The sequence below is a fragment of the Mesorhizobium sp. B2-5-4 genome, assembly GCF_006441095.1.
Lineage (GTDB): Bacteria > Pseudomonadota > Alphaproteobacteria > Rhizobiales > Rhizobiaceae > Mesorhizobium > Mesorhizobium salmacidum.
This window is the reverse complement of sequence record NZ_VFUR01000005.1, coordinates 21,283-45,183: the sequence shown is the minus strand read 5'-3', so window position 1 is coordinate 45,183 and position 23,901 is coordinate 21,283. Positions and strand designations below refer to the sequence as shown.

Here is a 23,901-nt window from a genome sequence, read left to right as displayed (position 1 = left end):
GGCCGCCCATTCCCGGATCAATCCCATTTTCAAGGAGGCCGCCATGGCGCCCCGCGTTCTCGTCTCTGACAAACTCTCTCCCACGGCCGTGCAGATATTCAAGGATCGCGGCGTCGAGGTCGACTATCTGCCCGATCTCGGCAAGGACAAGGAAAAGCTGCTCGAAGTGATCGGCCGCTATGACGGCCTCGCCATCCGCTCGGCGACCAAGGTCACCGAGAAGCTGATCAACGCCGCCACCAATCTCAAGGTCATCGGCCGTGCCGGCATCGGCGTCGACAATGTCGATATCCCTGCGGCAAGCCGCAAGGGTATCATCGTGATGAACACGCCCTTCGGCAATTCGATCACGACGGCCGAACACGCTGTGGCGATGATCTTCGCGCTCGCCCGCCAGATCCCGGAAGCCAACGCTTCGACCCATGCCGGCAAATGGGAGAAGAACCGCTTCATGGGCGTCGAGATCACCGGCAAGACGCTGGGCATCATCGGCTGCGGCAACATCGGTTCGATCGTCGCCACACGCGGCGTCGGGCTAAAGATGCATGTCATCGCCTTCGACCCTTTCCTGTCGGACAAGCGCGCCGAGGAGCTCGGCGTCGACAAGGTGGAACTGGACGAACTCTTCGCCCGCGCCGACTTCATCACCCTGCACACGCCGCTGACCGACAAGACCCGCAACATCATCGATGCGGCAGCCATAGCCAAGATGAAGAATGGCGTGCGCATCATCAACTGCGCCCGTGGCGGGCTGGTGGTCGAGGCCGACCTGGTCGCGGCGCTGAAGAGCGGCAAGGTGGCCGGCGCCGGCATCGACGTGTTCGAGGTCGAGCCAGCGGAGCAGAATGCGCTGTTCGGCATGGAGAACGTGGTGGCGACACCACACCTTGGTGCCTCGACGGCGGAAGCACAGGAGAATGTCGCGCTGCAGGTCGCCGAACAGATGGCCGACTATCTGATCAAGGGCGCGGTCTCCAACGCCATCAACATGCCCTCGATCACGGCGGAAGAGGCGCCGCGGCTGAAGCCGTTCGTCAAGCTCGCCGAAGTGCTCGGCGCCTTTGTCGGCCAGGTCACCGAGGATCCGATCAGCGAAGTCGAGATATTGTTCGACGGCTCGACCGCGACGATGAACACCCGTGCGCTGATCAGTGCCGCCCTTGCCGGACTGATCCGGCCGCAGGTCGCCGACGTCAACATGGTCTCGGCGCCGATCATGGTGAAGGAGCGTGGCATCATCGTCGCCGAGGTCAAGCGCGACAAGTCGGGCGTCTTCGACGGCTATATCAAGCTCACCGTCAAGACCGAGCACAGGACCCGCTCGATCGCCGGTACCTGCTTCTCCGACGGCAAGCCGCGCTTCATTCAGATCAAGGGCATCAATCTCGACGCCGAGGTCGGCCAGCACATGCTCTATACGACCAATGCCGATGCACCAGGCATCATCGGGCTGCTCGGCACGGTGTGCGGCGAGAACGGCGTCAACATCGCCAACTTCCAGCTTGGGCGCAACCGACCCGGCGGCGACGCCATCGCGCTGCTCTATCTCGACGCGCCGTTCCCGGAAAAAGTGCTGGAGCAGGTGCGGGGCCACATGTCGATCGACTCGGCAAAGCGCCTCCAGTTCGACGTGGGCGGGATCTAGCTCTCCGCACCTCCCCAGGTGACAAGCACACGACGCCCCGTTTGCCGGCATGCATGCGGGGCGTTTCCATGACCGCCGGAACCGCCCGGCGGATGCGCCGTTGCCGACGGTGGCATGATTTGGAAGCCTCTAGTCAGCGGTTCAATGTTTGATGGAATCGCCGAACCGCTTCAACTCTTTACATGGCGATCCCTAGGGAAAGTGCTACGCGCGCTTCCTGGAATTGCTCTGGCCAGAAGCCATCTTGCGCCCGCTGTGTTCGGCGAGCCCGATGCCGCCCAGAACGAGAACCAATGCCAGCGCCTGATAGAGCTGAAAGGTCTCGCCAACGATCAGCACCGAAAGCAGCGTGCCGAAGATCGGCACCAGATTGATGAACAGGCCAGCGCGGTTGGCGCCGATGAGCTCGTTGCCCCTGATATATGTTATCTGCGAGATCACCGAAGCGCCGATCGCCGTGTAGACGATGACAGCCCAGCCGCGCGTATCGGGCACGATCACCTTGCCGGCGGCGGCTTCCCACAGGAAGAAGGGCAGCGAGGTGATGAGTGCGGCGAACGACATGGCCAGCATCAGGCTCTGCCAGCGCATCGCCGGCTTCAGCCGCAACCCGACCGAATAGCCGCTGTAGAGAACGACCGCGACCAGCATGATGGCGTCGCCGAAATTGAGTTCCAGCGTCAGCAGCCGGCGGGGATCGCCATGACAGGCCGTCAGGATGACGCCGAAGATGGTCAGCGCCACGCCGGCGATCTGCGCCCAGTTCACGCGCAGGCGGAAGAAAACGAAATTGGCTGTCATGATCAGGATCGGCATCGCCGCCTGTTCGATCGAGACATTGATCGCGGTGGTGTAATTCAGCGCGGTGTAGAAGATGGTGTTGAACAGGGTGAAGCCGCTGGCGCCCAGCGCCGCCAGCACGAACCAGTGCCTGCGCACGACATGCCAATCCTCCTGGATCGTGCGCCAGCCGATCGGCAGCAGGATCGCCACGGCCAGCATCCAGCGCAGGAAGACCAGCGTCATCGGCGAGACGTGGTCGACCGCCAGCTTGCCGGCCACCGAATTGCCGCCCCACAGCAAGGTGGTGAGCAGCAGGAATATGTAGGCGCTTCGATGCATCGCGGGCTTCCGGCCGCGGGATGGGCTGCGGTGTTTGCCGGCCTATTGCCCCCACCAGCCCAAGTAAATGATGTCAAAGCCGGAAATTGTTGTGCCTCAGGGCATTTTTGGCGGCAAAGAAAGGTCGCACTCGCGAGGTCTTGACGCTATAGAGGCCTGTCGTTTCGAACCATATCCAAGCCGCGCGGCGGCGTCTCAAGGGAAAAGAAACATGGCCAATGTGGTGGTCGTCGGCTCGCAGTGGGGCGACGAAGGCAAGGGCAAGATCGTTGACTGGCTGTCGGAGCGTGCCGATGTGGTGGTGCGTTTCCAGGGCGGCCACAATGCCGGTCATACGCTGGTCGTCGACGGTAAGGTCTACAAGCTGTCGCTGCTGCCTTCGGGCGTCGTGCGGGAAGGCAAGCTGTCCATCATCGGCAATGGCGTGGTCTTTGATCCGCATGCTTTCGTCGCCGAAGTGGAGAAGCTCAAGGCGCAGGGTGTGGAAGTGACGCCGGATCGCCTGAAAATAGCCGAAAACACGGCGCTTATCCTGTCCGTACACCGGGAACTGGACGGATTCCGCGAGGATGCCGCTTCGAATTCCGGAACGAAGATTGGCACGACCCGACGCGGTATCGGCCCCGCCTACGAGGACAAGGTGGGCCGGCGCGCGGTTCGGGTGATGGATCTGGCGGATTTGGAAACTTTGCCCCTGAAGGTCGACAGGCTGCTGACGCACCACAATGCGCTGCGTCGCGGGCTCGGCCACGCCGAAGTCACGCATGACGCGATCATGCAGGAATTGACCTCGGTCGCGAACAACATCCTGCCTTATATGGATCGCGTCTGGAAGGTGCTCGACGACAAGCGCCGCGCCGGCGAGCGCATCCTGTTCGAGGGCGCGCAAGGCACGCTGCTCGATATCGACCACGGCACCTATCCGTTCGTCACCTCGTCCAACACGGTCGCAGGCCAGGCCGCAGCCGGCTCCGGCGTCGGCCCGGGCGCCATCGGCTACGTGCTCGGCATCACCAAGGCCTACACGACGCGCGTCGGCGAAGGTCCGTTCCCGACCGAGCAGAAGAACGAGGTCGGCGAGTTCCTCGGCACGCGCGGCCATGAATTCGGTGTCGTCACCGGGCGCAAGCGCCGCTGCGGCTGGTTCGACGCGGTGCTGGTGCGCCAGGCGGTCGCCGTCAACGGCATCAAAGGCATCGCGCTGACCAAGCTCGACGTGCTCGACGGGCTGGACGAGATCAAGGTCTGTACCGGCTACAGGCTCGACGGCGAGACGATCGACTATCTGCCGGCAAGCCAGGGCGCGCAGGCCCGCGTCGAGCCCATCTACGAGACGCTGGAAGGCTGGAAAGGCACCACCGCCGGCGCACGCAGCTGGAACGATCTTCCGGCCCAGGCCGTCAAATATGTCCGATACATAGAGGAGTTGATCGGCGCGCCGGTCGCGCTCCTCTCCACCAGCCCGGAACGGGACGACACGATACTTGTGACCGATCCGTTTCAAGACTAGTTTCTGAAGCCTTTCCGGGCATCGCGGCTGATTTGCGGGGGCCGGCGCGGAGGCAAAATACAGGTCGACTGACGCATGGCAGATTTCGTTGCTGTTCTGAAAAACGCGTTCGAGAAGCACGGCGACGAGACGCCCGAGAAGCGTACGCGCATCTATAACAGCGTTCGCGCCATGCTGGCGAAGAAGCTTGCGGAATATTCGCCGCCGCTGGCTCCCGAGGCCATAGACAAACAGAAACGCTCGCTGGACGACGCCATTGCCGGCGTCGAGCGTGAGTACTTCAAAAGCGTTCCGGAGACGGATCCGCTCGCGGAACTGGAACACATCTTTTCCTCCATCGACCGTAACAAGAACCAGTCGAGCCACGTCAAGCAGCCAGTCAAGGCCGAACCGGTTCCCGCTTCCTCTCCGTATCGGCCCGCCCCTGCCGCGGCCAGCCCGGCGCCGTACAAACCGGCGCAGCCCGTGGCAAATCCCGAGCCCTACCGGCCTGCTCCAGCCGCCAAATCCGAGCCAGGCTGGCAAAGGCCGACGCCGGTGCAGCCCGCTTCGGAAAAGACCTTGCCGGGGATGGACGCGAATCGGGATGACGACCAGGACGATGTCTTTGCCGATGACGAAGCGTCGGCGGGCGCCGACACTTTCGAGCGTTCGCGCCCGGCTGAACGCAAGCGCAGCTATGGCGGGTTGATCGCCGCCGTCGTCGCATTGCTGGTCGTTGCCGGCGGCGGTTACGGCATCTGGCTGAACAAGGATGCCTTCGGCAAGATGCTGGGCATGGACGGCAGCAAGGTTGTTGCCAAGACCGAACCGGTGAAAACGACGCCGGCCAAGCCGGCAACCGATGCCGCGGCCGCGCCTCCGGCGCCCGCGACAGGCGCCGAAGGCACGAAATTCACGCAGCGGCTGACGCCTGAAGGCGGCGAAACCGATCCCGGCCCGGCGGGTGGGCAGAGCGGCATAGGCGAGGGCGAATCCGTCGCCGCGTTGACGACGCCGCCAACGGCAACGAATGCGCCGGCCACGGCAGCGCCGGCGGTTCCCGCGCCGGCTGCCAATACGCCGGCTGCCGGTACGCCCGCGGCGGGCGCGCCAGCCGCGACCACGCCCGCGGCGGGCACCCCGCCCGCGACACCACCCGCCAATGGAACCGCGCCCGCGGCCCCGGCCGATGCCGCGGCCACGCCGCCGCCCGCGCCGGCAGGCGCCACGCCGGCGGCACCGGCAGGCGCGACGCCGGCGGCACCGGCCGCGGCTGCTGCGCAGACGGCGGTTCCGGTCGGCCAGAAGGCGATCTTCTATGAGGAGCGCACCAGCACCGCGCAGGGTTCGGCCGAGCCCGGCAGCATCGTCTGGTCGCTGGTGCAGGAATCGCCCGGCGGCGACCTGCCGCCCGAGCCGGCGATCCGTGCCGAGGCGACCATTCCCGGCAAGGACATCCAGCTGCGCATGACAATCCGTCGCAACACCGACCAGACCCTGCCGGCCAGCCACATCATCGAGATGATCTTCCTGACGCCCGACGGCTTCGAGGGCGGCGGCGTCGACAACATATTGCGTGTCGCCATGAAGAGCTCCGAACAGGATGCCGGCAGCCCGCTGATCGGCATCCCGGCCAAGATCGCCGACGGCTTCTTCCTCGTCGCGCTCAACGATACCAAGGCCGACGAAGACGCCAACATGACCCTCTTGCGCGGCCAGGACTGGATCGACGTGCCGGTGGTCTACAAGACCGGACGGCGGGCATTGCTGACCATGGAAAAGGGCCTTCCCGGCGAGAAGGTGTTCGACGAGGCGATCAAGGCCTGGCAGGCCAAGACCGCGGGTTGAGAAGGCGGCGCAACGGTCGCCTTCGTTCAGAAACCCTGGAACAGCATGTCGAGTGCGGCGGCGATTTCGTCGTGATGCCGGGAAAGATTTCCTTCGACGTCCGGCAATTCGGAGGCCGACAAGGCTGAGATGAATTGTGTGACCATCACATGGTCATTGCCGTCGATGGCGAAGGTCGGGTTTAGTCGGCGGCCCGGCACCGGAGCCATATTGGGCGGCATCAACGGAATGACGACTCTCGTGGTCAACCTATCAAGCGCGCCCAAGGCCGCATGCAATCTTCACCCTTCCATCTCTTCCCGCAGCATTTCAAGCTCCAGCCATTCTTCCTCGAGCGCCGCCAACGTGGCGCGCTCCTTGTCGAGGGCGGCGATCGTCTTCTGGAACGAGGCCGGGTCGCGCTCGTAATAGGCCGGATCGGCGATGTTGTTTTCCAGCCGCGAGATCGATGCGGTCACCGCCTCGATCTTCTTGGGTAGGGACTCCAACGCGAACTTCTGCTTGAACGACAGTTTCTTCGCCGGCCCTTTCGGCGCCGCCGGCTCGCTCCTGCCCGACGTGGGCACATCGCCGGCTTCCGCCTTGGGACGCGCTTTTCGGTCGTCCAGCCTGGTGCCGCCGCGTTGCGCCAGCATGTCGGAATAGCCGCCGGCATATTCGACCCAGCGGCCGCCGCCGTCCGGCGCGATGATGCTGGTGACGGTACGGTCGAGGAAATCGCGGTCGTGGCTGACCAGGATGACGGTGCCGGCAAAACCGGCAACCAGTTCCTGCAGCAGTTCCAGTGTCTCCATGTCGAGATCGTTGGTCGGCTCATCGAGCACCAGAAGGTTCGCCGGCCGTGCCAGCACGCGCGCCAGGATCAGCCGCGCCCGCTCGCCACCGGAAAGCTCACGCACAGGGGTGCGGGCCTGTTCCGGCTTGAACAGGAAATCCTTCATGTAGGAGACGACATGGCGCTGCTCGCCATTGATGACGAGATTTTCGCCGCGCCCGTCGGTCAGATATTGCGCCAGCGTCTCCTGCGGATCGACCGCCTCGCGCTTCTGGTCAAGCGTGGCGATTTCCAGATTGGTGCCGAGCCGTACCGAACCGGCATCCGGCGCCAATTCGCCGGTCAGCATCTTCAGAAGTGTCGTCTTGCCGGCGCCGTTCGGCCCGACAAGACCGACGCGGTCGCCGCGCTGGATGCGGGTCGAGAACCCCTTGACCACGGTGAGATCACCAAAGCTCTTCTCGATGTTCTTGGCTTCGATCACCAGCTTGCCGGATTCGGCGGCGTCGCTTGCCACCATGGTCGCGGACCCTTCGGCGCCGCGATGGCCGCGAAAGCGCTGGCGCATGGTCTGCAGTTCGCCCAATCGGCGCATGTTGCGCTTGCGCCGCGCCGTCACGCCATAGCGCAGCCAGTGCTCCTCTCGCACGATCTGGCGGCCGAGCTTGTGCTGCTCGCGCTCTTCCTCTTCCAGCACCAGGTCGCGCCATTCCTCGAAATGGCCAAAGCCCTTGTCCAGCCTGCGGGTCTGGCCACGGTCGAGCCAGACGGTGGCGCGCGACACGCGTTCGAGGAAGCGGCGGTCATGCGAAATGACGATGAGCGCCGAGGAAGTCCGGACGAGCTCTTCTTCCAGCCATTCGATGACCGACAGATCAAGATGGTTAGTCGGCTCATCAAGAAGCAGAATGTCGGGCTCCGGCGCCATGACGCGGGCAAGGGCGGCGCGCCTGGCCTCGCCGCCGGACAGGTCTCCTGGCCGTTCCTCGCCCGACAGGCCGAGATGCTCCATCAGATAGCTGGCGCGGTAGGGATCGTCGGCTGGCCCGAGCCCGGCTTCGACATAGGCCCGCACGGTGCCAAACCCGTCCATGTCGGGCATTTGCGGGAGATAACGCACCGTCGCCGAAGGCTGGCGGAACACCTCGCCGTCCTGCGGCTCGACCACGCCGGCGGCGATTTTGAGCAGCGTCGACTTGCCGGACCCGTTGCGGCCGACCAACGCGATCTTGTCGCCGGCCGAAGCGGTCAAGGCGGCGCCGTCGAGCAGCGGTGTGCCGCCAAAAGTCAGTTTTATCCCGTCGAGATTGAGAAGAGGCGGGGCCATGTCAGCTTTCAGGCAAAGGATAGGGATGGGCGAGCAGCAGGGCTCGGCCATGGCGAAGCGCGATGTCGAGGCGGCCCCCGGTCTTGCCGAACTTGACCTCGTTGGAAATGGTCAGCGACGAACCGAACGCCACCTCAACCTTGTCGAGCGGCCATTTGGCGCCGGTGACGGTCAGGCCGGAGAGTTCGGAGAAGCCGAGAATCGAGAACAGCGTGCCGTCGGCATAATCGAAGCCGGCCGTGCCGGGCAGCAAAGGAACGCCTTCCTGGGCGCCGCTGGTCAGAAACACATCCATTCCGGCCTCGGCCAGCCGCAGGCCAAGCGCCAGATGCAGGAAGGCGTGGTCGGCGCGCTTGCCGCCGAAGGCGCCCGCCAGCACAAGGCGCGTCGCCCCGCGTTCAAGGGCTGCCGCGATCGCCAGTTCGCCGTCGGTCTTGTCCTTTTCCGCCGGGAAGGTTTGCCGCGGCACCGCGGCCAGGTGGGCGGGCAGATCGGGCGGCACGGAATCGAAATCGCCGACCCACAGTTCCGGAACAAGGGCCAGCATCCGCGCGTGGCCGATGCCGGCGTCGGCGGCGATGACGCGCGAGCTTTCGACCTGGCGGTCAAGCCGGGGCGTGCGAATGAGATCGCCGCCAAGCAGGATGGTGAATGTGCTCATATCCCGTCGCCCTTACCAGCCCGGCACGGGAAACGGAAGGCGGCAAACTCCCACTTGCGTGTCCCGTCGGCCGGGCTTATGTGTCGAAACGCTCTAACGGGGTGCCGGACGCGACTTTCGCGGGCCGGCTGAGAGGCAGTCTCGCCAACCCGCTGAACCTGATCCGGTTTGTACCGGCGGAGGGATTAGACGTTTCGGACAATCCGACGCCTCAATTCCTTTCAACGCAAACGAAGGAGGCGCCGATGCGCACGCTTTTATATTCCCTCATCGCGGCCACTGTAGTGACCCTGTCCGGACCAGCTTTGGCCAAGGACAAGCTCACCGTCTACACCTATGAGAGCTTCACCGCCGACTGGGGTCCAGGCCCGGTGGTGAAGAAGGAATTCGAGGCCGAATGTGGCTGCGATGTCGAGTTCGTCTCGGTCGCCGATGGCGTGGCGCTGCTCAACCGCGTCAAGCTGGAAGGCGCTTCGACCAAGGCCGATATCGTGCTCGGCCTCGACACCAATCTCACCGCCGATGCCAAGGCGTCTGGCCTGTTCGCGCCGCACGGCGCGGTGAGCGATGTCAATGTGCCGGGCGGCTGGAGCGACGATACTTTCGTCCCCTTCGACTACGGATATTTCGCTGTCGTCTACGATACCGAAAAGCTGAAGACGCCGCCGAAAAGCCTGAGGGACCTGGTCGAGGGCAGTGCCAATGACAAGATCGTCATACAGGACCCGCGCACGTCGACGCCCGGTCTCGGCCTGCTGTTGTGGGTGAAGTCGGTCTATGGCGACAAGGCGCCGGAAGCCTGGGCCAAGCTCAAGGCCAAGGTGCTGACGGTGACGCCGGGCTGGAGCGAGGCCTATGGCCTGTTCACCAAGGGCGAGGCGCCGATGGTGCTGTCCTACACCACCTCGCCGGCCTACCACATGGTCGCCGAGAACACCGAGCGCTACCAGGCGGCATCCTTCGAAGAGGGCGAGTACCTGCAGATCGAAGTCGCCGGCATCACCACGACAGGCGCCAAGAACCCGCTGGCGGCCAAGTTCATGGCTTTCATGACCGGGCCGAAATTCCAGGACACCATCCCGGAGACCAACTGGATGTTCCCGGCCGGCAAGACCGGCAAGCCGCTCAACCCTGCCTTCGACAAACTGGTCAAGCCGACCAAGACCTTGCTGTTCAGCCCGGAGGAAGTCGCGGCCAACCGCAAGGCCTGGGTGGACGAATGGCTGGCGGTGATGAGCAAGTAGATTTTGTGGGCGAGTCTCGTGAGATGACCGCCAAGGAACACAATGTTTCCCAAGTCGATCGTTGGTTCTCAGTGCAAACCCGCTCTGACCCCCGCATCACAGCCGGCATTGTCGCGCTTGCCGCAACCTCGCTGCTGATCGGCGGCGCTTTTGCCGGGCTGCTCGCCGAAGGCGCCCACGATTTTTCCGGCGCCTGGGCCGCCTTCGATCCTTACCTCTTCCGTGTCGTGCGCTTCACGCTCTGGCAGGCGGCCCTGTCGACGCTGCTCTCGGTCGGGCCTGCCCTGTTGGTGGCGCGGGCGCTGTCGCGGCATCCACGTTTCCCCGGCCGCGCCTTCATCCTGCAGCTCTTCGCCGTGCCGCTGGCTCTGCCGGCGATCGTCGCGGCGCTCGGCATACTGGCGCTCTACGGCCGAGCCGGCTATTTCGCCGGTCTGTCCAACTGGGTCGGCGGCCAGGGTTGGCCGGGCATCTACGGCCTCTCCGGCATTCTCGTCGCGCATGTCTTCTTCAATCTGCCGCTGGCCACCCGCCTGCTCCTCGAGGCGCTGCAAACCATTCCCTCCGACCAGTGGCGGCTGGCGAGCCAGCTCGGCATGGGCGCGCGGCCGGCATTCCGGCTGATCGAGTGGCCGACGCTGCGTGCCGCGCTGCCCGGTGTCGCCGGACTTGTCTTCATGCTGTGCATCACATCCTTCACCATCGTGCTGACGCTCGGCGGCGGACCGGCCGGGACGACGCTGGAGGTCGGCATCTATCAGGCATTGCGCTTCGATTTCGATCCCGCGAGGGCTGTCGCGCTGACATTGTTGCAGATCGCGCTGACCTTTGTCGTGGTGCTGGCGTTGACCCGGCTTGGCGCCAACGTGGCCGGCGACGCCAACCTGTCGGTCGCGCCGCGCCGCTATCTCTTGGTCAACAGGACTGAGGCCGTGCTGAATGCCCTGCTCATCGGGCTGGCGCTGCTGTTCGTCGCGGGACCCATGGCGGCAACCGTGGCGGCCGGATTGGGCGCCGATCTCGGTCGGCTGGCCGGTGAGGCCACTGTCCGGCAAGCGACACTGACCAGTGCCGTGCTCGCGTTCCTGTCGGCGTTGCTTTCGGTGATGCTGTCGCTGGCTCTCACAATGGCGCGGAGGGCGCTGGCATTGAACCGCCGCTCCGGCTCAAGGACACTGCTCGAACATGCCACCGATACCGGCGCCGGGTTTGTGCTGGTCGTGCCGCCGATCGTCATCGGCGCCGGCTGGTTCCTTCTGTTGCGCCATCTCGGCGATGTCTTTGCTGTCGCCCCGCTCATGGTCGTCACCGTCAACGCCGTCATGGCGATGCCTTTCGCGCTGCGCGCCGTCCGTCCCGCCTATGATGCGGCAAGCGAGCGTCACGAGCGGCTCTGCGCGCAGCTCGGAATTTCCGGCTGGTCAAGGCTGTGGCTGGTCGACTGGCCGTCGCTTCGGCGGCCGCTCGCCACCGCCTTTGCCTTCGCCATGGCGCTGTCGCTTGGCGATCTCGGCGTGATCGCCCTGTTCGGCAGTGATTCCGTGCAGACCTTGCCCTACCTTCTCCTGGCGCGCATGGGCAGCTACCGCACGCAGGACGCCGCCGGCCTGGCGTTGTTGCTGGGCCTTGTCTGCTTGGCGCTGGTGCTGGCAGCGGACCGGCTGGGAAAGGGGATGGCCCGCGATGTCTGACGGGGCGGCTGACGGCAAAGGGTTTCCGGTGCGGCTGGACAAGGTCTCGTTCAGTTATGGCGAGGCGTTGTTCGCCTTCGATGTCGGATTCACCGCGACGCAGATCACCGCCATCATGGGGCCGAGCGGTTCGGGAAAGTCGACGCTGCTCAATCTGGTGGCCGGGTTCGAGACGCCGCGATCCGGCCGCGTACTGATCGGCGGGGCCGACGTAGGTGCCGAGCCGCCGGCCATGCGGCCGGTGTCGATGGTATTCCAGGAAAACAATCTTTTCGCCCATCTTTCTGTCCAGCAAAATGTCGGGCTCGGCCGTTCGCCATCGTTGCGGTTGACCGAAGCCGACCACGCCGATATTGCGGGCGCCCTTGCACGCACCGGCCTTGCCGGCAAGGAGAAGCGGCTGCCGCGCGAGCTTTCGGGCGGCGAGCGTCAGCGCGTCGCCCTGGCCCGCGTGCTGGTGCGTGACCGCCCGGTGCTGCTGCTCGACGAACCCTTCGCCTCGCTTGGGCCCGCCTTGCGCGACGACATGCTCGACCTGGTTGCCAGCCTCCATGCCGAGCGTGGCATGACGGTGCTGTTCGTCACGCACCAGCCGCAGGATGCCCGCCGCATCGCGCAGAAAGTGGTGTTTCTGGACAATGGCACCATCGCTGCCTCAGGCACCTCGGACGATTTCTTTGCAGGGGCTGGGCCGGAGGCGTTCCGGCGCTATATCGGTGCCGGTGCCGGGGATGCGTTATCACGAGATATTGCCCGGAAGCGGACATAATTTACGCTCAAACCGACTTGAGGCGATGTGGCGCTTGCTTGCCATGACTGGAGTAGTGTGGCTAGGTCCGCTCGATACCGGTCCGGCACAGGCCGTGATTTGCCTACAGCATCTGCTGCCCGCCCCGAGGGGCGCGTGACGGACGCTGTAGCAGTTTGTTTTGCGCATGCCGTGGTCATGCGCAAGGACCTGAAAGGAAGCCATTCTGGCGATCAGCGCTGACAGGCTACGAATGAATCCGCTGGCGCGGTTCCTGGCGCTGGCTGGCTTTGCCGTGGCGCTGGCAAGCTGCCAGATGTTCACGCCTCCCGAGGTCCAGGAATCTGGCTTCCAGCCATCCGACAAGCCCATCACGGTGGACAATGTCGCCGCCAACAACAAGCTTGCAGAACTCGCCAAGGCGCAGCATCCGCGCATTCTTGCAACGTATGGCGGCGAATATTCCGATCCCAAGCTCGAGCGCATGGTCGCCAAGGTGGTCGGCAATTTGACCGTGGTATCGGCCAACCCGACCCAGACCTATCGCATCACCATCCTCAATTCGCCCAACGTCAACGCCTTCGCGCTGCCGGGCGGATATCTCTACATCACGCGCGGCCTCTTGGCGCTGGCCAATGATTCGTCCGAGCTCGCCGCCGTCATCGCGCATGAAATGGGCCACGTCACCGCCAATCACGGCCTGCAGCGCCAGCAGCTGGAGGCCGAGGAAGGCCTGGCGACCAAGGTCGTTTCCGATGTGCTCGGCGACAGCCCGACCGCCAAGGCAGCACTGATCCGCGGCAAGCTCAGGCTGGCGCAGTTCTCGCGCAACCAGGAACTGGAGGCGGACGCCATCGGCATCAAGTCGATCGGCGAAGCCGGCTACGATCCCTATGCCGCCGGCCGCTTCCTGCAGTCGATGTCGGCCTACACCGATTTCCGTTCGATCAGCGGTGCCACGGACGCCAGCCTCGACTTCCTCGCCACCCACCCCAACACGCCGCAACGCATCGATCTGGCACAGCGCCACGCCCGCCAGTTCGGCGCGCCCGGTTTCGGCACGCGCGACCGCGATTCCTTCCTCGCCGGCATAGACGGCCTGCTTTATGGCGATACGCCGGAAGAAGGCTATGTGCGCGGCGAAACCTTCCTGCATCCGGGCCTCGGCGTGTCGTTCACCGTGCCGGACGGTTTCATCATCGACAATTCAGCGGCAGCGGTTACGGCGACCGGTCCGGGCGACATAGCGATCCGCTTCGACGGCGTTTCGATCGACAAGAACCGCGCCCTGACCGACTATATCAGAAGCGGCTGGGTGGCTGGCCTCGACGACAGCACCGTTAAGCAGGAAACCATCAACGGCAATGAGGCGGCGACCGCGCATGCCGGCGCCGAGGGCTGGCAGTTCGATATCGCGGTGATCCGCGCCGGCGGCCAGGTCTATCGGTTGCTGACCGCGGCTCCCTCGGCCAGCAGCTCGCTGGAAACGGTGGCGCGCTCGGTCAGCGGCTCCTTCCGCATCCTCAGTCCCGCCGAAAAAGCGGCACTGAAGCCACTGCATATTCGTGTGCTCACCGTGCAGCCGGGGCAGACCATGGGTTCGCTTGCTGCCCAGATGGTGGGGGTCGACCGCAAGCTCGACCTGTTCCGCGTGCTCAACGCGCTGTCGCCGGGGGCCGCGGTTTCGGCCGGCGACAAGGTCAAGATCGTCACCGACAAGTAAGCGCCCGTTGCGGGAATCAGGCGGCAGTCGCCATGAATTCGGGGTTCTGCTTCACCAGCGCGACCTTGAGCTTTTCCATGGCGCGGGCCTCGATCTGGCGCACGCGTTCCTTGGAGATGCCGAGCGTTTCGCCGAGAGCCTCGAGCGTGGCGCCCTCGTCGGTAAGCCGGCGTTCCTCGATGATGCGGAGTTCGCGAGCGTTGAGAGCTTGAAGCGCCTCCCTCAGCCAGAGCGAGCGGCGCGCGACGTCGATCTTGTCGCCGACAATCTCGTCGGGCAAGGGATCGTCCGAGACCAGGAAGTCCATCCGCTCGGTCGCACCCGCATCGTCGGCAAGCGGCACGTTGAGCGAGGAGTCGGGCGCCGACAGGCGTGAATCCATCAACTCCACATCAGCTTCGGAAACGCCGAGCGCAACCGACACCTCGCGGTAAAGAGTTGTGTTGGAGAGCGGTTCGGCGCCGTTCGCGAGACGGGCACGCAAGCGCCTGAGATTGAAGAACAGGGCCTTTTGCGCCGAACTGGTGCCGCCGCGCACGATCGACCAGTTGCGCAGGATGTAGTCCTGCATCGAAGCGCGAATCCACCACGTCGCGTAGGTCGAAAACCGCACCTCGCGCTCCGGCTCGAAGCGGGCGGCGGCCTCGAGAAGACCGACATGGCCTTCCTGGATCAGGTCGCCGAGCGGCAGGCCGTAATGACGGAATTTCGAGGCCATCGAAATGACCAGACGCATATGGGCAACGGTGATGCTGTGCAACGCATTCTGGTCGTTGTCCTCTTTCCAAAGCAGTGCCAGCCGATGCTCCTCGTCGCGTTCGAGGTAAGGCGCCCTCATTGCCGCGCGGACCATGACCCGACCTGCCGTGTCTTCCATCATAAGGCGCTCCTTGGCTCAGGCGTGCGAATGACAAACTGGCAGGAACCGGCTTGAAATGACGGCGTCGTGCCCTAGAACAGCCAAAACTGCCGTGCGCGGGAAAGGTTCCGCTGGCGCAGGCAGGCGAGCGATGACGTCTGGGCAATTTCGGCACGGCTGCCCGGAATCCCGATGCTGCAACGAAATTCTTTTTGGAGTATTTGATTTCTGGATTTAGCCCTCTTTGAAATTTCGTTCCTTATTTTTTCGACCTGCATCTGTCATTTTCCAGCCCTCACAACATGCCTGATATCAGGCCAAGGACGGGATCACAGAAAAATGAAATGGCTGAAGTCGCTCATCATCGCCGGAACGCTGCAGGCCCTGACGGTCGCATCGGGGCATGCCGGCGCCAATCTCGACCAGATCAAGCAGGCCGGCGTCATCAAGGTCGGTACGGAAGGCACTTACGCTCCGTTCACCTATCATGATGCATCCGGAGCGCTCGTCGGATTCGACGTCGAAATCGCCAAGGCGATCGCCGACAAGCTCGGCGTCAAGGCGCAGTTCCTCGAGGGCAAGTGGGACGGTCTGATCGCCGGCCTCGACGTCAACCGCTATGATGCCGTCATCAACGAAGTCGGCATCACCGATGCCCGCAAGGCCAAGTATGATTTCTCCGATCCCTACATAGCCTCCAAGGCGGTGCTGATCGTGCGCGGCGACAATACCGACATCAAGACTTTCGCCGATCTCAAGGGCAAGAAGTCGGCGCAGTCGCTAACCTCCAATTTCGGCAAACTGGCCGAGTCGAATGGCGCCGAACTGGTCGGCACGGATGGCTTCGACCAGTCGATCCAGCTGCTTTTGACCGGCCGTGCCGACGCCACCATCAACGACAGCCTGTCGTTCCTCGACTTCAAGAAGCACAAGCCCGACGCCAATGTGAAGATCGCCGCCCAGGAAGAGAATGCCGATTACTCCGGCGTCATCGTGCGCAAGGGCGATCCGGAGCTGGTCGCGGCCATCAACAAGGCCCTGGCCGACATCAAGGCCGACGGCACCTACCAGAAGATCGCCGACACCTATTTCGGCCAGGACGTCTCGAAGTAGTTCATAAGGGGGCGGTTGTCGCCCCGCAGCCCATCCAGCGGCGAGCCGTCTTTGACGGCTCGCCGCTTTTGTCGTGATATGGCTGACGCATTCGCGCTTCGATGACGCTGCCCGTCCCTTCCGGAGGATATTTCGTGCCGCACTGGCTGCAACTGATGCTGGATTCGCTGCCCTCGCTGCTGTGGGCAGCGTTGATCTTCACCGTGCCGCTGACGCTGCTGTCCTTCGTGCTCGGCCTGACGGTGGGATTGGGCGCAGCGCTCGGCCGGCTGTTCGGGCCGAGGCCGCTGGTGGCGCTCGTGCGCTTCTATGTCTGGATCTTCCGCGGCACGCCGCTCCTGGTGCAGCTGTTTCTGATCTTCTACGGCCTGCCGTCGGTCGGCATCCTGCTCGACGCCTTTACCGCGGCGCTGATCGGCTTCACGCTCAATATCGGCGCCTACACGTCGGAAATCATCCGGGCGGCGATCGGCTCGGTGCCGAAAGGCCAGTGGGAGGCCGCCTATTCGATCGGCATGACCTGGAGCCAGGCGATGCGGCGCACCATCCTGCCGCAAGCCGGCCGGGTGGCGGTGCCGCCGCTCTCCAACACCTTCATCTCGCTGGTCAAGGACACGTCGCTGGCCGCCGCCATCACCGTGCCGGAGATGTTCCAGGCGGCGCAGCGCATTGTCGCCACCACCTATGAGCCGCTCATCCTCTATGTCGAGGCGGCGATCCTCTATCTGGCGATGAGTTCAGTGCTTTCGGCCTTGCAGACACGGCTGGAGGAGCGGCTCAACCGCTATGGCGGCTTCCTGGAGGCACGCTCATGATCGGCCTCACCAACATCGAAAAGCGTTTCGGCGACAATCTCGTGCTGAAGGGGGTGACGGTTGCCATCGCCGAAGGCAGTGTCACCGCGCTGGTCGGGCCTTCGGGCGGGGGAAAAAGCACGCTGCTGCGCTGCATCAACCTCCTGGAGATCCCAACATCGGGCACGGTGCGGATCGGCGACGAGACGCTCGAGTTCCGTCCCGGCGGGAAGGTGTCGGCGGCGGACATAAGGCGTCTGCGCCTGCAGACCGGCATGGTGTTCCAGAATTTCCAGCTGTTTCCGCACCGTACCGCCATCGAAAATGTCATGGAGGGGCTGGTCACGGTGCTGAAATGGCCGGAGGCGCGCGCCCGCGAGCGGGCGCTCGCGCTGCTGGAAAAGGTCGGGATGGCGCACAAGGCGGATGCCTGGCCGGCGACGCTGTCGGGTGGCCAGCAGCAGCGCGTGGCGATCGCCCGGGCGCTGGCGCCGTCGCCGAAGGTGCTGCTGTGCGACGAACCGACTTCGGCACTCGACCCGGAACTGGCGCAGGAGGTGGTCGATGTGCTGAGTCAGCTCGCCAGCGAGGGAACGACCATGGTGATAGCGACGCATGATTTGCGCCTCGCCTCCAAGATCGCCCAGGAAGCGGTGTTCCTCGACGCCGGCGTCATCGTCGAGCAGGGGCCATCCGCCACGCTGTTCGGCAATCCGGAGCGTGAAAGGACCAAGCGGTTCATCGCCACGCTGAAGCAGGAGGCGGCGGAGAAGAAGGCCGGCGCATAGGCGCGGCAATCTCCGGCAATCCCAAAGACAAAAAACCCGGCGCGAGGCCGGGTTTTCGTTAACTCGAAGGCGAAAAGCTCAGGCGGCTTCTTCCTGCTCGGCTTCCTCATTGTCGGCCTTGGCGCCACGCTTGGGGCCTTTGTTGAGGTTGACCTCGATCAGGCGCACGGCTTCGGTTTCCGACATGCGGTTGACGGCCGCGATCTCGCGAGCCATGCGGTCGAGCGCCGCCTCGTAGAGCTGGCGTTCGGAATAGGACTGCTCCGGCTGGTTGTCGGCACGGTAGAGGTCGCGCACGACTTCCGAGATCGAGATCAGGTCGCCTGAATTGATCTTGGCATCGTATTCCTGGGCACGGCGCGACCACATGGTGCGCTTGACGCGGGCGCGACCCTGCACGACCTTCAGCGCGCGCTCGACATAATCCTCTTCCGACAGCTTGCGCATGCCGATCGAGGTCGCCTTGGCGACCGGCACCTTCAGGCGCATCTTATCCTTCTGGAAGTCGATGACGAACAGTTCCAGCTTGTGGCCGGCCACTTCCTGCTCGTCGATCGAGACGATCTGCCCGACGCCATGCGCCGGATAGACGATGTACTCGCCGGTCTTGAAACCGTGACGCGCGGCAGTGGACTTCTTCTGCGGGGTGATCGTTGCCATTACGCCCTGAACTCCTTGTTGTGGGCCGGCGGCGGTGCCGGCTGAACTCGCGTGATCGGGGTCACCGACCATTAGCCGCACAACAGATGAACCCACCGGAAAGGCCGGGACCGGCAAACCGCACGAACTGCAGCCGCCTGGCCCAGATCGCTCTGGTCCGGAATGGGATTTTCACCTTTCAGTGATTTGGGGCGTCTGCGCCATAAATCGACGTTGTGTCACCGGCATGTTTTGTTGATGTAACACAAAAAGTCGGAAGAATCAAGGTTTTGCTGTGTAAGCGAAGGCCACAACCAATCGCCGCCTGTCAAGGCGGTTAATCCGACGGGCCTGTTACGCTGCGTCATACGAGCCTTTACAGCGGCGTTGTCAATCGCCTTCGCCCGGCTCGGCGGAGAAGTATTTCTCGAACTTGCCGGCCTCTCCGTCGAAGGTCTTGGCGTCGGCCGGCGGCTCCTTCTTGGCGGTGATGTTGGGCCATTTCTCGGCGTATTCGGTGTTGATCTGCAGCCATTTGTCGAGGCCGGACTCGGTGTCGGGCTTGATCGCGTCGGCCGGGCATTCCGGCTCGCAGACGCCGCAGTCGATGCACTCGTCGGGATGGATGACGAGCATGTTCTCGCCCTCGTAGAAACAGTCGACCGGACAGACCTCGATGCAGTCCATATATTTGCATTTGATGCAGTTGTCGGTCACGACATAGGTCATCGGTCGGCTCCGGGATGTCCCGTTTTTGTTGGCTTTTTTGTGAGGTAACGCCTTTATCGGCCGCTTGCAAGGGTAGCCATTCCCAGCGGCGCCAGGGTTTGGGAATGGAATTCCAGGCGGCCGGTGCCACGAGGGCCTGACATGCCCCACCGGCCGTCGCGTTTGCCGCTCCCGCTTCTGTTTTTTGTTTGTCTTTGCCCTCGGGAAACACACCCCCGCGTCTGGTCGACAAGGCTCAATCTTCACCGAGCAATCGGTCGGTCTGGCGGCGCTCTTTTTTGGTCGGGCGGCTGCTGCCTGCCTCGCGCTGCGCAGGGATAGCATCGGGAAGGGCGTCGGCCTTGGGTGCGAGCGGCGGCGACATGTCTTCATAAAGTGTGCGAGCTTCCTCGGCCGGGCCACGCCGCACACCGGCGCCGAGCACCTTCCAAACGAAGATACGCCGGTCGAGCGTGATGGTCAGCACATCGCCTGGCTTGACCAGATCGGAAGCCTGCGCTGCTTTGTCGCGATTGATGCGCACGCGGCCGGCTACAACCAATTTGGCCGCCAGCGATCGCGATTTCACCGCGCGCGAGAAGAACAGCCATTTGTCGATGCGCTGGCGGTCTTCAGCAACCATCGAAGTGAGCCTACTTCTTTAATTGGTCGCGTAAGGCTGCGAGCTTGGCGAAGGGGGAATCCGGGTCGAAGCGCACCGGGCGCTCCTCGCGCGGCTTGGGCTGGAAGGCGGGCTTTCCGCCCCCCTTGCCGCGATCGGGGCCCTTGCCTTCCGGCCTGCCACCCTTCCAGTCGGGCCGGCCTTCGCGGCGCTCGGGACGCTCGCCTTGCGGGCGGCCATCGCGACGCTCAGCGCCTTCGCCTTGCGGCTTGGGCTTGAACTTCGAGCGGTCGAAGCGTGGCTTGCCGGCGCCGTCGCGGCGTCCTTCATGGGCGGGACGGTCCGCGGGAGCGCCTGTTGCCGGTGCACCGGCGGCATCGGCCGTCGCATTGCCTCGGCCGCGCGCCTGTCCGTTCTGCGGGCGGTTGTTGCGGCCGTCGCGATGGCGCGGACGCTGGTCAAAGCGACCTTGGCGCCACAACAGGATCGGCTTTGGCGCTTCGGCTTCCTGCGCGTGTTCGCCGGCAGCGTCCGCAACTGCCACTGGTTCGGTGGCTTCCGTCGGCGCGGAGGCCTCGACGGTCGGCTCCGCCGCTGCGGCGTTCTCTTCTGTGGGCGCGGCGTCAATCTCGGCAGTTTCAGGTTCGGTCTGCGGTTCAACCGGCGCCGGCTCGACCGGTTCAACGGCGGCTTCGGCTACCGGCGCCTGTTCGCCCGCAACTTCGGCCGTGGCTTCCGCCTGTTCTTGCGCGACAGGCTCTGCTGCCGTTTCCGCGATGACCTCGGCCGGAGCTTCGATGGCGGCCTCGGCGGCTGCCGTTGCCGAACCCTCGACCTCCGCGGCCGCATCTACAGCGCCGGCTTCCGTTACTGCGGCTTCCACTGCCGCCTCTTCCGCCGCCTTGGCCTGTTCCGCGCGAGCTGCCTCTTCGGCTGCCTGCTTGGCTGCGGCGGCTTCCCGCGCGGCAGTGTCCTGCGCTTCCAGCCGTGCCTTGACTTCAGCAGCCGGTTTCGGCTCGGCGCGATAGCCTAGGCCCTTGAGGATCTCTTCCATGTCGTCGGCGGTGGCTCCGAGGATCGACATCATCGGCGGCGTCACCATGAAAGACTGGCCGTCATAGGCGCCGTCCGGTCGCTGGCCGAGGCCGGGCTTCCAGTTGGTCGCCGGGCGGATCAGGTCGGCCAGCCGCTCGAGAATGTCGATGCGTACGGCGCGGCGGCCGAGATTGCGGTAGCCGGCAAGCTTATAGAACGCCTTGTCGAAGGCCGGATCGATGACCACCGAGGTGCGGCCCGACGCCAGCGCATGGACGACGTCGCCGAAGCCAGGCTTGTCCTTGCCGTCGTTCTTCAGCGCCCAGAGTAAGGTCACCAGTCCGGCGGGGGCCGGCTTGATCAGCGCCGGCACGAAGACGTGGTAGGCACCGAAGCGCACGCCGAGCCGGCGAAGTGCCGCGCGACCTTCCTGGTCGAGCGACTTCATCTCCTCGGCGATGTCGCGGCGATTGATGAGGCCGAAATTCTCGACCAGCTGGAAGGCGATGCCGCGGCCGATGCCGGAAATCTGCTCGGCATTCTTCAGGTCGACCAGTGGCTTCAGCAGGGATTCGATCTGGAAATTGACGAAGCGTTCGGCGCGCGCGGCGACCCTGTCGCGCGCCGGGCCCGTCAGCTGTTCGTCTGCCAGCAGCACCAGACGCGGCTTCAGCGCGTCCTCGCCCGAAACCAGCGTGCCGATCGGCGCGCCGATCCAGCGCAGCGTGCCGTCCGAACCGAGCGCGAGATCGCCATTGGCGCAGGCGCCGAAGCGCTCCGCGCGTGCCTCGAATTCGGCGGCCAGCGCCTTTTGCGCGGCCGTGCGCACGGCCTTGGCGTCCTCGCCGCCGGCGGTCTGGTCGGCGGTGAAGCGGAACCCTTGCAACTCGCCGACATGATGGCCTTCGACAAGGACGGTTCCGGTAGGGCTGATTTCGGCTTCAGGCATGGTATTTTCTCTAAGGCGCCGCATGAGGACGGAAGTCCTGCGGTCTACGAAGCGTTTCGTCAACCGCTCATGCAGCGCATCCGACAATCTGTCTTCGATTTCGCGCGTCTTTTCCCGCCAGTGTGCCTGATCGGCCAGCCAGCCGGGCCGGTTCGACACGAATGTCCAGGTGCGGATCTGGGCAATGCGGTGCGACAGCGTATCGATGTCGCCCTCGGTGGTGTCGGCGCGGCGCACCTGCTCGGCCATGTAATTTTCGTCGACATGGCCATGCCGGGCGAGGTCCATGTAGATCGAGGCGATGAGATCGGCATGCTGGGCCGGCGCAATCTTGCGATAGTCGGGCAGCGCGCAGGCTTCCCACAGCAGCGCCACACGTTTGGCGTTGGTTGCGAGCGCGCGGATGCCTTCGTCGCGGGAGAGATGTTCGAGCGCTTGTGCATCGACGGCCGGCAGCGCGCGTGTCAGGCCCTCGACTGGGGCGTTGGTTTCGATCGACCGCTTCAGCGCATCGAGGCTGGCGAAATCGAATTGCGCGGTGCGCCATTGCAGCACCTTCACCGGGTCGAAGTCATGGCCCTCGATCTTCTGGACCAGATCCTCGTCGAGCGGATCGACCTGGCCGGTGACGCCAAACGTGCCGTCGCGCAGATGCCGGCCGGCGCGGCCGGCGATCTGGCCGAGTTCGGCCGCCGTCAGATTGCGGTACTGGTAGCCGTCGAACTTGCGGTTCTGGGCAAAGGCGACATGGTCGAGATCGAGGTTAAGCCCCATGCCGATCGCGTCGGTGGCAATGAGGTAGTCGACATCACCCGACTGGAACAGCGCCACCTGGGCATTGCGGGTGCGGGGCGACAGCGCCCCGAGCACGACGGCGGCACCGCCCTGCTGGCGGCGGATCAGCTCGGCGATGGCGTAGACCTCGTCGGCGGAGAAGGCGACGATCGCGGTGCGCCGTGGCAGGCGGGTCAGTTTCTTGGAGCCGGCATAGGCCAGATGCGACAGCCGCGGCCGCGTCACCACCGAGACGCCCTTCAGCAGCCGCTGGAGGATGCCGTGCATGGTGGCCGCGCCGAGCAGCAGCGTTTCCTGGCGGCCGCGCAGATGCAGGATACGGTCGGTGAAGATATGGCCGCGCTCGAGGTCGCCGGCCAGTTGCACCTCGTCGATGGCGACGAAGGCGGCGTCGGTCTCGCGCGGCATGGCTTCGACGGTGCAGACCGAATATTTGGCGCCTTGCGGCTGGATCTTCTCCTCGCCGGTGATCAACGCCACCTTGTGGGCGCCGACCTTCTCGCAGACGCGGGTGTAGACCTCGCGCGCCAGCAGCCTCAGCGGCAGGCCGATGACGCCGGTTTCGTGCGCCACCATGCGCTCGATGGCGAGATGGGTCTTGCCGGTGTTGGTGGGGCCAAGCACTGCGGTCACGTCGCGGCCCGACAGGATCAGCGGCTCGGTGTGTTTCTGCTGGATGTTCATCGGCTCGGAAATAAGGCTTTCTGGCCTCTCGTGGTCGGGAGCATGCCTGGACGGCGCGTATGACAGCCGACACATAGGGATTTCGGGCGCGAAGCGAAAGCGGAATGTTCCAACCGGTTTCCGAAGACGTCCGCGTCAGCCCGCAAATCAGCCCCTGCTTAACAGTTGGAACGAGTCTGGAACGAATCAGCGACGAATCGGTGACTCCGTCAGGTTCAGCTTTTGTTCACGGCTAGATATGGATTTTGGGACCTCGAGTCTCACCACATGCTGAATCACCGGATTGGCCCGTTTTGTGCTAGGCGGGCTTTGCCGTTAATCTTTGCCTGTGAAGGATGCGGGAGGATCGGTATGCCCCGCTCAAAGTTATGAAATCGTTAATCTTTCTGAACTCGACATTAAGGAATAGCAGGCGATCGCGGCCATTAATGTTAACATTGCGCTCAAAGCCGGAACGAATCGGCGACAAATCAGCGTCAGCGGTTTTTTCTCCTTTTGTTCCCCCAATATCTTGTGTTGTGAACAGCTTATCCACCGAGAATCCACAGGCTTGACCACAGGGTTTCGCACAGACGCGCTGCCGCCATTAACCTTTGCGTGCCGGAACAGGACATGTCGGGTTGGGAGGTCCGATAATGT

At 64.2% G+C, this 23,901-nt stretch carries 21 protein-coding genes and 1 riboswitch; of the genes, 10 read left to right on the top strand and 11 right to left on the bottom strand.

Going from position 1 to position 23,901, the window contains the following annotated elements:
* Nucleotides 1-43 precede the first annotated feature (43 nt).
* On the top strand, nucleotides 44-1,645 hold the full coding sequence (gene serA / locus FJ492_RS07785) for a phosphoglycerate dehydrogenase (RefSeq protein WP_027141812.1): 1,602 nt from the start codon (nucleotides 44-46) through the stop codon (nucleotides 1,643-1,645).
* A 204-nt stretch (nucleotides 1,646-1,849) separates the two neighbouring features.
* On the opposite strand, the gene FJ492_RS07780 is transcribed toward serA, so the two are convergent.
* A complete protein-coding gene (locus FJ492_RS07780) occupies nucleotides 1,850-2,767 on the bottom strand; it encodes a DMT family transporter (RefSeq protein WP_027141813.1) in 918 nt (305 codons plus the stop codon).
* 211 nt (nucleotides 2,768-2,978) lie between these two features.
* On the opposite strand from FJ492_RS07780, the gene FJ492_RS07775 reads away from it, so the two are divergent.
* A complete protein-coding gene (locus FJ492_RS07775) occupies nucleotides 2,979-4,277 on the top strand; it encodes an adenylosuccinate synthase (RefSeq protein ID WP_140752019.1) in 1,299 nt (432 codons plus the stop codon).
* 75 nt (nucleotides 4,278-4,352) lie between these two features.
* Nucleotides 4,353-6,107: a hypothetical protein gene (locus FJ492_RS07770; RefSeq protein WP_140769341.1), complete on the top strand. Its 1,755-nt coding sequence runs from the start codon at nucleotides 4,353-4,355 to the stop codon at nucleotides 6,105-6,107.
* 26 nt (nucleotides 6,108-6,133) lie between these two features.
* Here the strand turns inward: FJ492_RS07770 and FJ492_RS07765 are convergent, their stop codons facing one another.
* Genes FJ492_RS07765 through FJ492_RS07755 form a run of 3 tightly spaced genes read right to left on the bottom strand, consistent with a single transcriptional unit; the run spans nucleotide 6,134 to nucleotide 8,870 of the window.
* Nucleotides 6,134-6,355 carry a CcdB family protein gene (locus FJ492_RS07765; protein ID WP_246675940.1) on the bottom strand — a complete coding sequence of 74 codons (222 nt, stop codon included), beginning with the start codon at nucleotides 6,353-6,355 and terminating at the stop codon, nucleotides 6,134-6,136.
* 33 nt (nucleotides 6,356-6,388) lie between these two features.
* Entirely contained in the window at nucleotides 6,389-8,209 is a 1,821-nt protein-coding gene (locus tag FJ492_RS07760; protein WP_140769339.1) for an ABC-F family ATP-binding cassette domain-containing protein, read from the bottom strand.
* 1 nt (nucleotide 8,210) lies between these two features.
* Nucleotides 8,211-8,870: a thiamine diphosphokinase gene (locus FJ492_RS07755; RefSeq protein WP_140769337.1), complete on the bottom strand. Its 660-nt coding sequence runs from the start codon at nucleotides 8,868-8,870 to the stop codon at nucleotides 8,211-8,213.
* A gap of 87 nt (nucleotides 8,871-8,957) precedes the next feature.
* A riboswitch (TPP riboswitch) is annotated at nucleotides 8,958-9,072 on the top strand.
* Between the two features lie 43 nt (nucleotides 9,073-9,115).
* On the opposite strand from FJ492_RS07755, the gene thiB reads away from it, so the two are divergent.
* From thiB to FJ492_RS07735, 4 genes are all read left to right on the top strand, one after another.
* Complete coding sequence (thiB, locus tag FJ492_RS07750) at nucleotides 9,116-10,114, top strand: thiamine ABC transporter substrate binding subunit (protein WP_140769335.1); 999 nt, start codon at nucleotides 9,116-9,118, stop codon at nucleotides 10,112-10,114.
* Nucleotides 10,115-10,137: 23 nt separating this feature from the next.
* Nucleotides 10,138-11,805: a thiamine/thiamine pyrophosphate ABC transporter permease gene (gene thiP / locus FJ492_RS07745; RefSeq protein ID WP_140769333.1), complete on the top strand. Its 1,668-nt coding sequence runs from the start codon at nucleotides 10,138-10,140 to the stop codon at nucleotides 11,803-11,805.
* Nucleotides 11,798-12,574, top strand: a complete 777-nt coding sequence (gene thiQ / locus FJ492_RS07740) for a thiamine ABC transporter ATP-binding protein (protein ID WP_140769331.1) — start codon at nucleotides 11,798-11,800, stop codon at nucleotides 12,572-12,574. The genes thiP and thiQ overlap by 8 nt, the downstream gene beginning before the upstream one ends.
* A gap of 232 nt (nucleotides 12,575-12,806) precedes the next feature.
* A complete protein-coding gene (locus FJ492_RS07735; protein ID WP_140713033.1) occupies nucleotides 12,807-14,276 on the top strand; it encodes a M48 family metalloprotease in 1,470 nt (489 codons plus the stop codon).
* Between the two features lie 16 nt (nucleotides 14,277-14,292).
* Here FJ492_RS07735 and FJ492_RS07730 read toward each other — a convergent pair whose 3' ends face one another.
* Both FJ492_RS07730 and FJ492_RS07725 read right to left on the bottom strand, forming a co-directional pair.
* Nucleotides 14,293-15,156: an RNA polymerase factor sigma-32 gene (locus tag FJ492_RS07730; RefSeq protein ID WP_027141824.1), complete on the bottom strand. Its 864-nt coding sequence runs from the start codon at nucleotides 15,154-15,156 to the stop codon at nucleotides 14,293-14,295.
* A 71-nt stretch (nucleotides 15,157-15,227) separates the two neighbouring features.
* Nucleotides 15,228-15,413 (bottom strand): hypothetical protein, encoded by a 186-nt coding sequence (locus FJ492_RS07725; protein WP_140769329.1) that lies wholly within the window; start codon nucleotides 15,411-15,413, stop codon nucleotides 15,228-15,230.
* A gap of 61 nt (nucleotides 15,414-15,474) precedes the next feature.
* Between FJ492_RS07725 and FJ492_RS07720 the strand changes: the two genes are divergently transcribed.
* The 3 genes from FJ492_RS07720 (at nucleotide 15,475) to FJ492_RS07710 (ending at nucleotide 17,830) form a co-directional block, all read left to right on the top strand.
* Nucleotides 15,475-16,248, top strand: a complete 774-nt coding sequence (locus FJ492_RS07720) for an amino acid ABC transporter substrate-binding protein (RefSeq protein ID WP_140509004.1) — start codon at nucleotides 15,475-15,477, stop codon at nucleotides 16,246-16,248.
* A gap of 134 nt (nucleotides 16,249-16,382) precedes the next feature.
* A complete protein-coding gene (locus FJ492_RS07715; RefSeq protein WP_140752065.1) occupies nucleotides 16,383-17,063 on the top strand; it encodes an amino acid ABC transporter permease in 681 nt (226 codons plus the stop codon).
* Complete coding sequence (locus FJ492_RS07710; RefSeq protein ID WP_140509006.1) at nucleotides 17,060-17,830, top strand: amino acid ABC transporter ATP-binding protein; 771 nt, start codon at nucleotides 17,060-17,062, stop codon at nucleotides 17,828-17,830. Before FJ492_RS07715 ends, FJ492_RS07710 begins: the two co-directional genes overlap by 4 nt.
* A gap of 78 nt (nucleotides 17,831-17,908) precedes the next feature.
* On the opposite strand, the gene FJ492_RS07705 is transcribed toward FJ492_RS07710, so the two are convergent.
* From FJ492_RS07705 to FJ492_RS07685, 5 genes are all read right to left on the bottom strand, one after another.
* Nucleotides 17,909-18,490: a CarD family transcriptional regulator gene (locus tag FJ492_RS07705; protein ID WP_006327799.1), complete on the bottom strand. Its 582-nt coding sequence runs from the start codon at nucleotides 18,488-18,490 to the stop codon at nucleotides 17,909-17,911.
* A 369-nt stretch (nucleotides 18,491-18,859) separates the two neighbouring features.
* Nucleotides 18,860-19,198 carry a ferredoxin FdxA gene (gene fdxA / locus FJ492_RS07700; RefSeq protein WP_013892564.1) on the bottom strand — a complete coding sequence of 113 codons (339 nt, stop codon included), beginning with the start codon at nucleotides 19,196-19,198 and terminating at the stop codon, nucleotides 18,860-18,862.
* A 235-nt stretch (nucleotides 19,199-19,433) separates the two neighbouring features.
* A complete protein-coding gene (locus tag FJ492_RS07695) occupies nucleotides 19,434-19,820 on the bottom strand; it encodes an RNA-binding S4 domain-containing protein (RefSeq protein ID WP_140509007.1) in 387 nt (128 codons plus the stop codon).
* Nucleotides 19,821-19,830: 10 nt separating this feature from the next.
* Complete coding sequence (locus FJ492_RS07690; protein WP_140769327.1) at nucleotides 19,831-23,262, bottom strand: helicase-related protein; 3,432 nt, start codon at nucleotides 23,260-23,262, stop codon at nucleotides 19,831-19,833.
* A 298-nt stretch (nucleotides 23,263-23,560) separates the two neighbouring features.
* Complete coding sequence (locus FJ492_RS07685; protein WP_140752037.1) at nucleotides 23,561-23,797, bottom strand: hypothetical protein; 237 nt, start codon at nucleotides 23,795-23,797, stop codon at nucleotides 23,561-23,563.
* Nucleotides 23,798-23,901 lie beyond the last annotated feature (104 nt).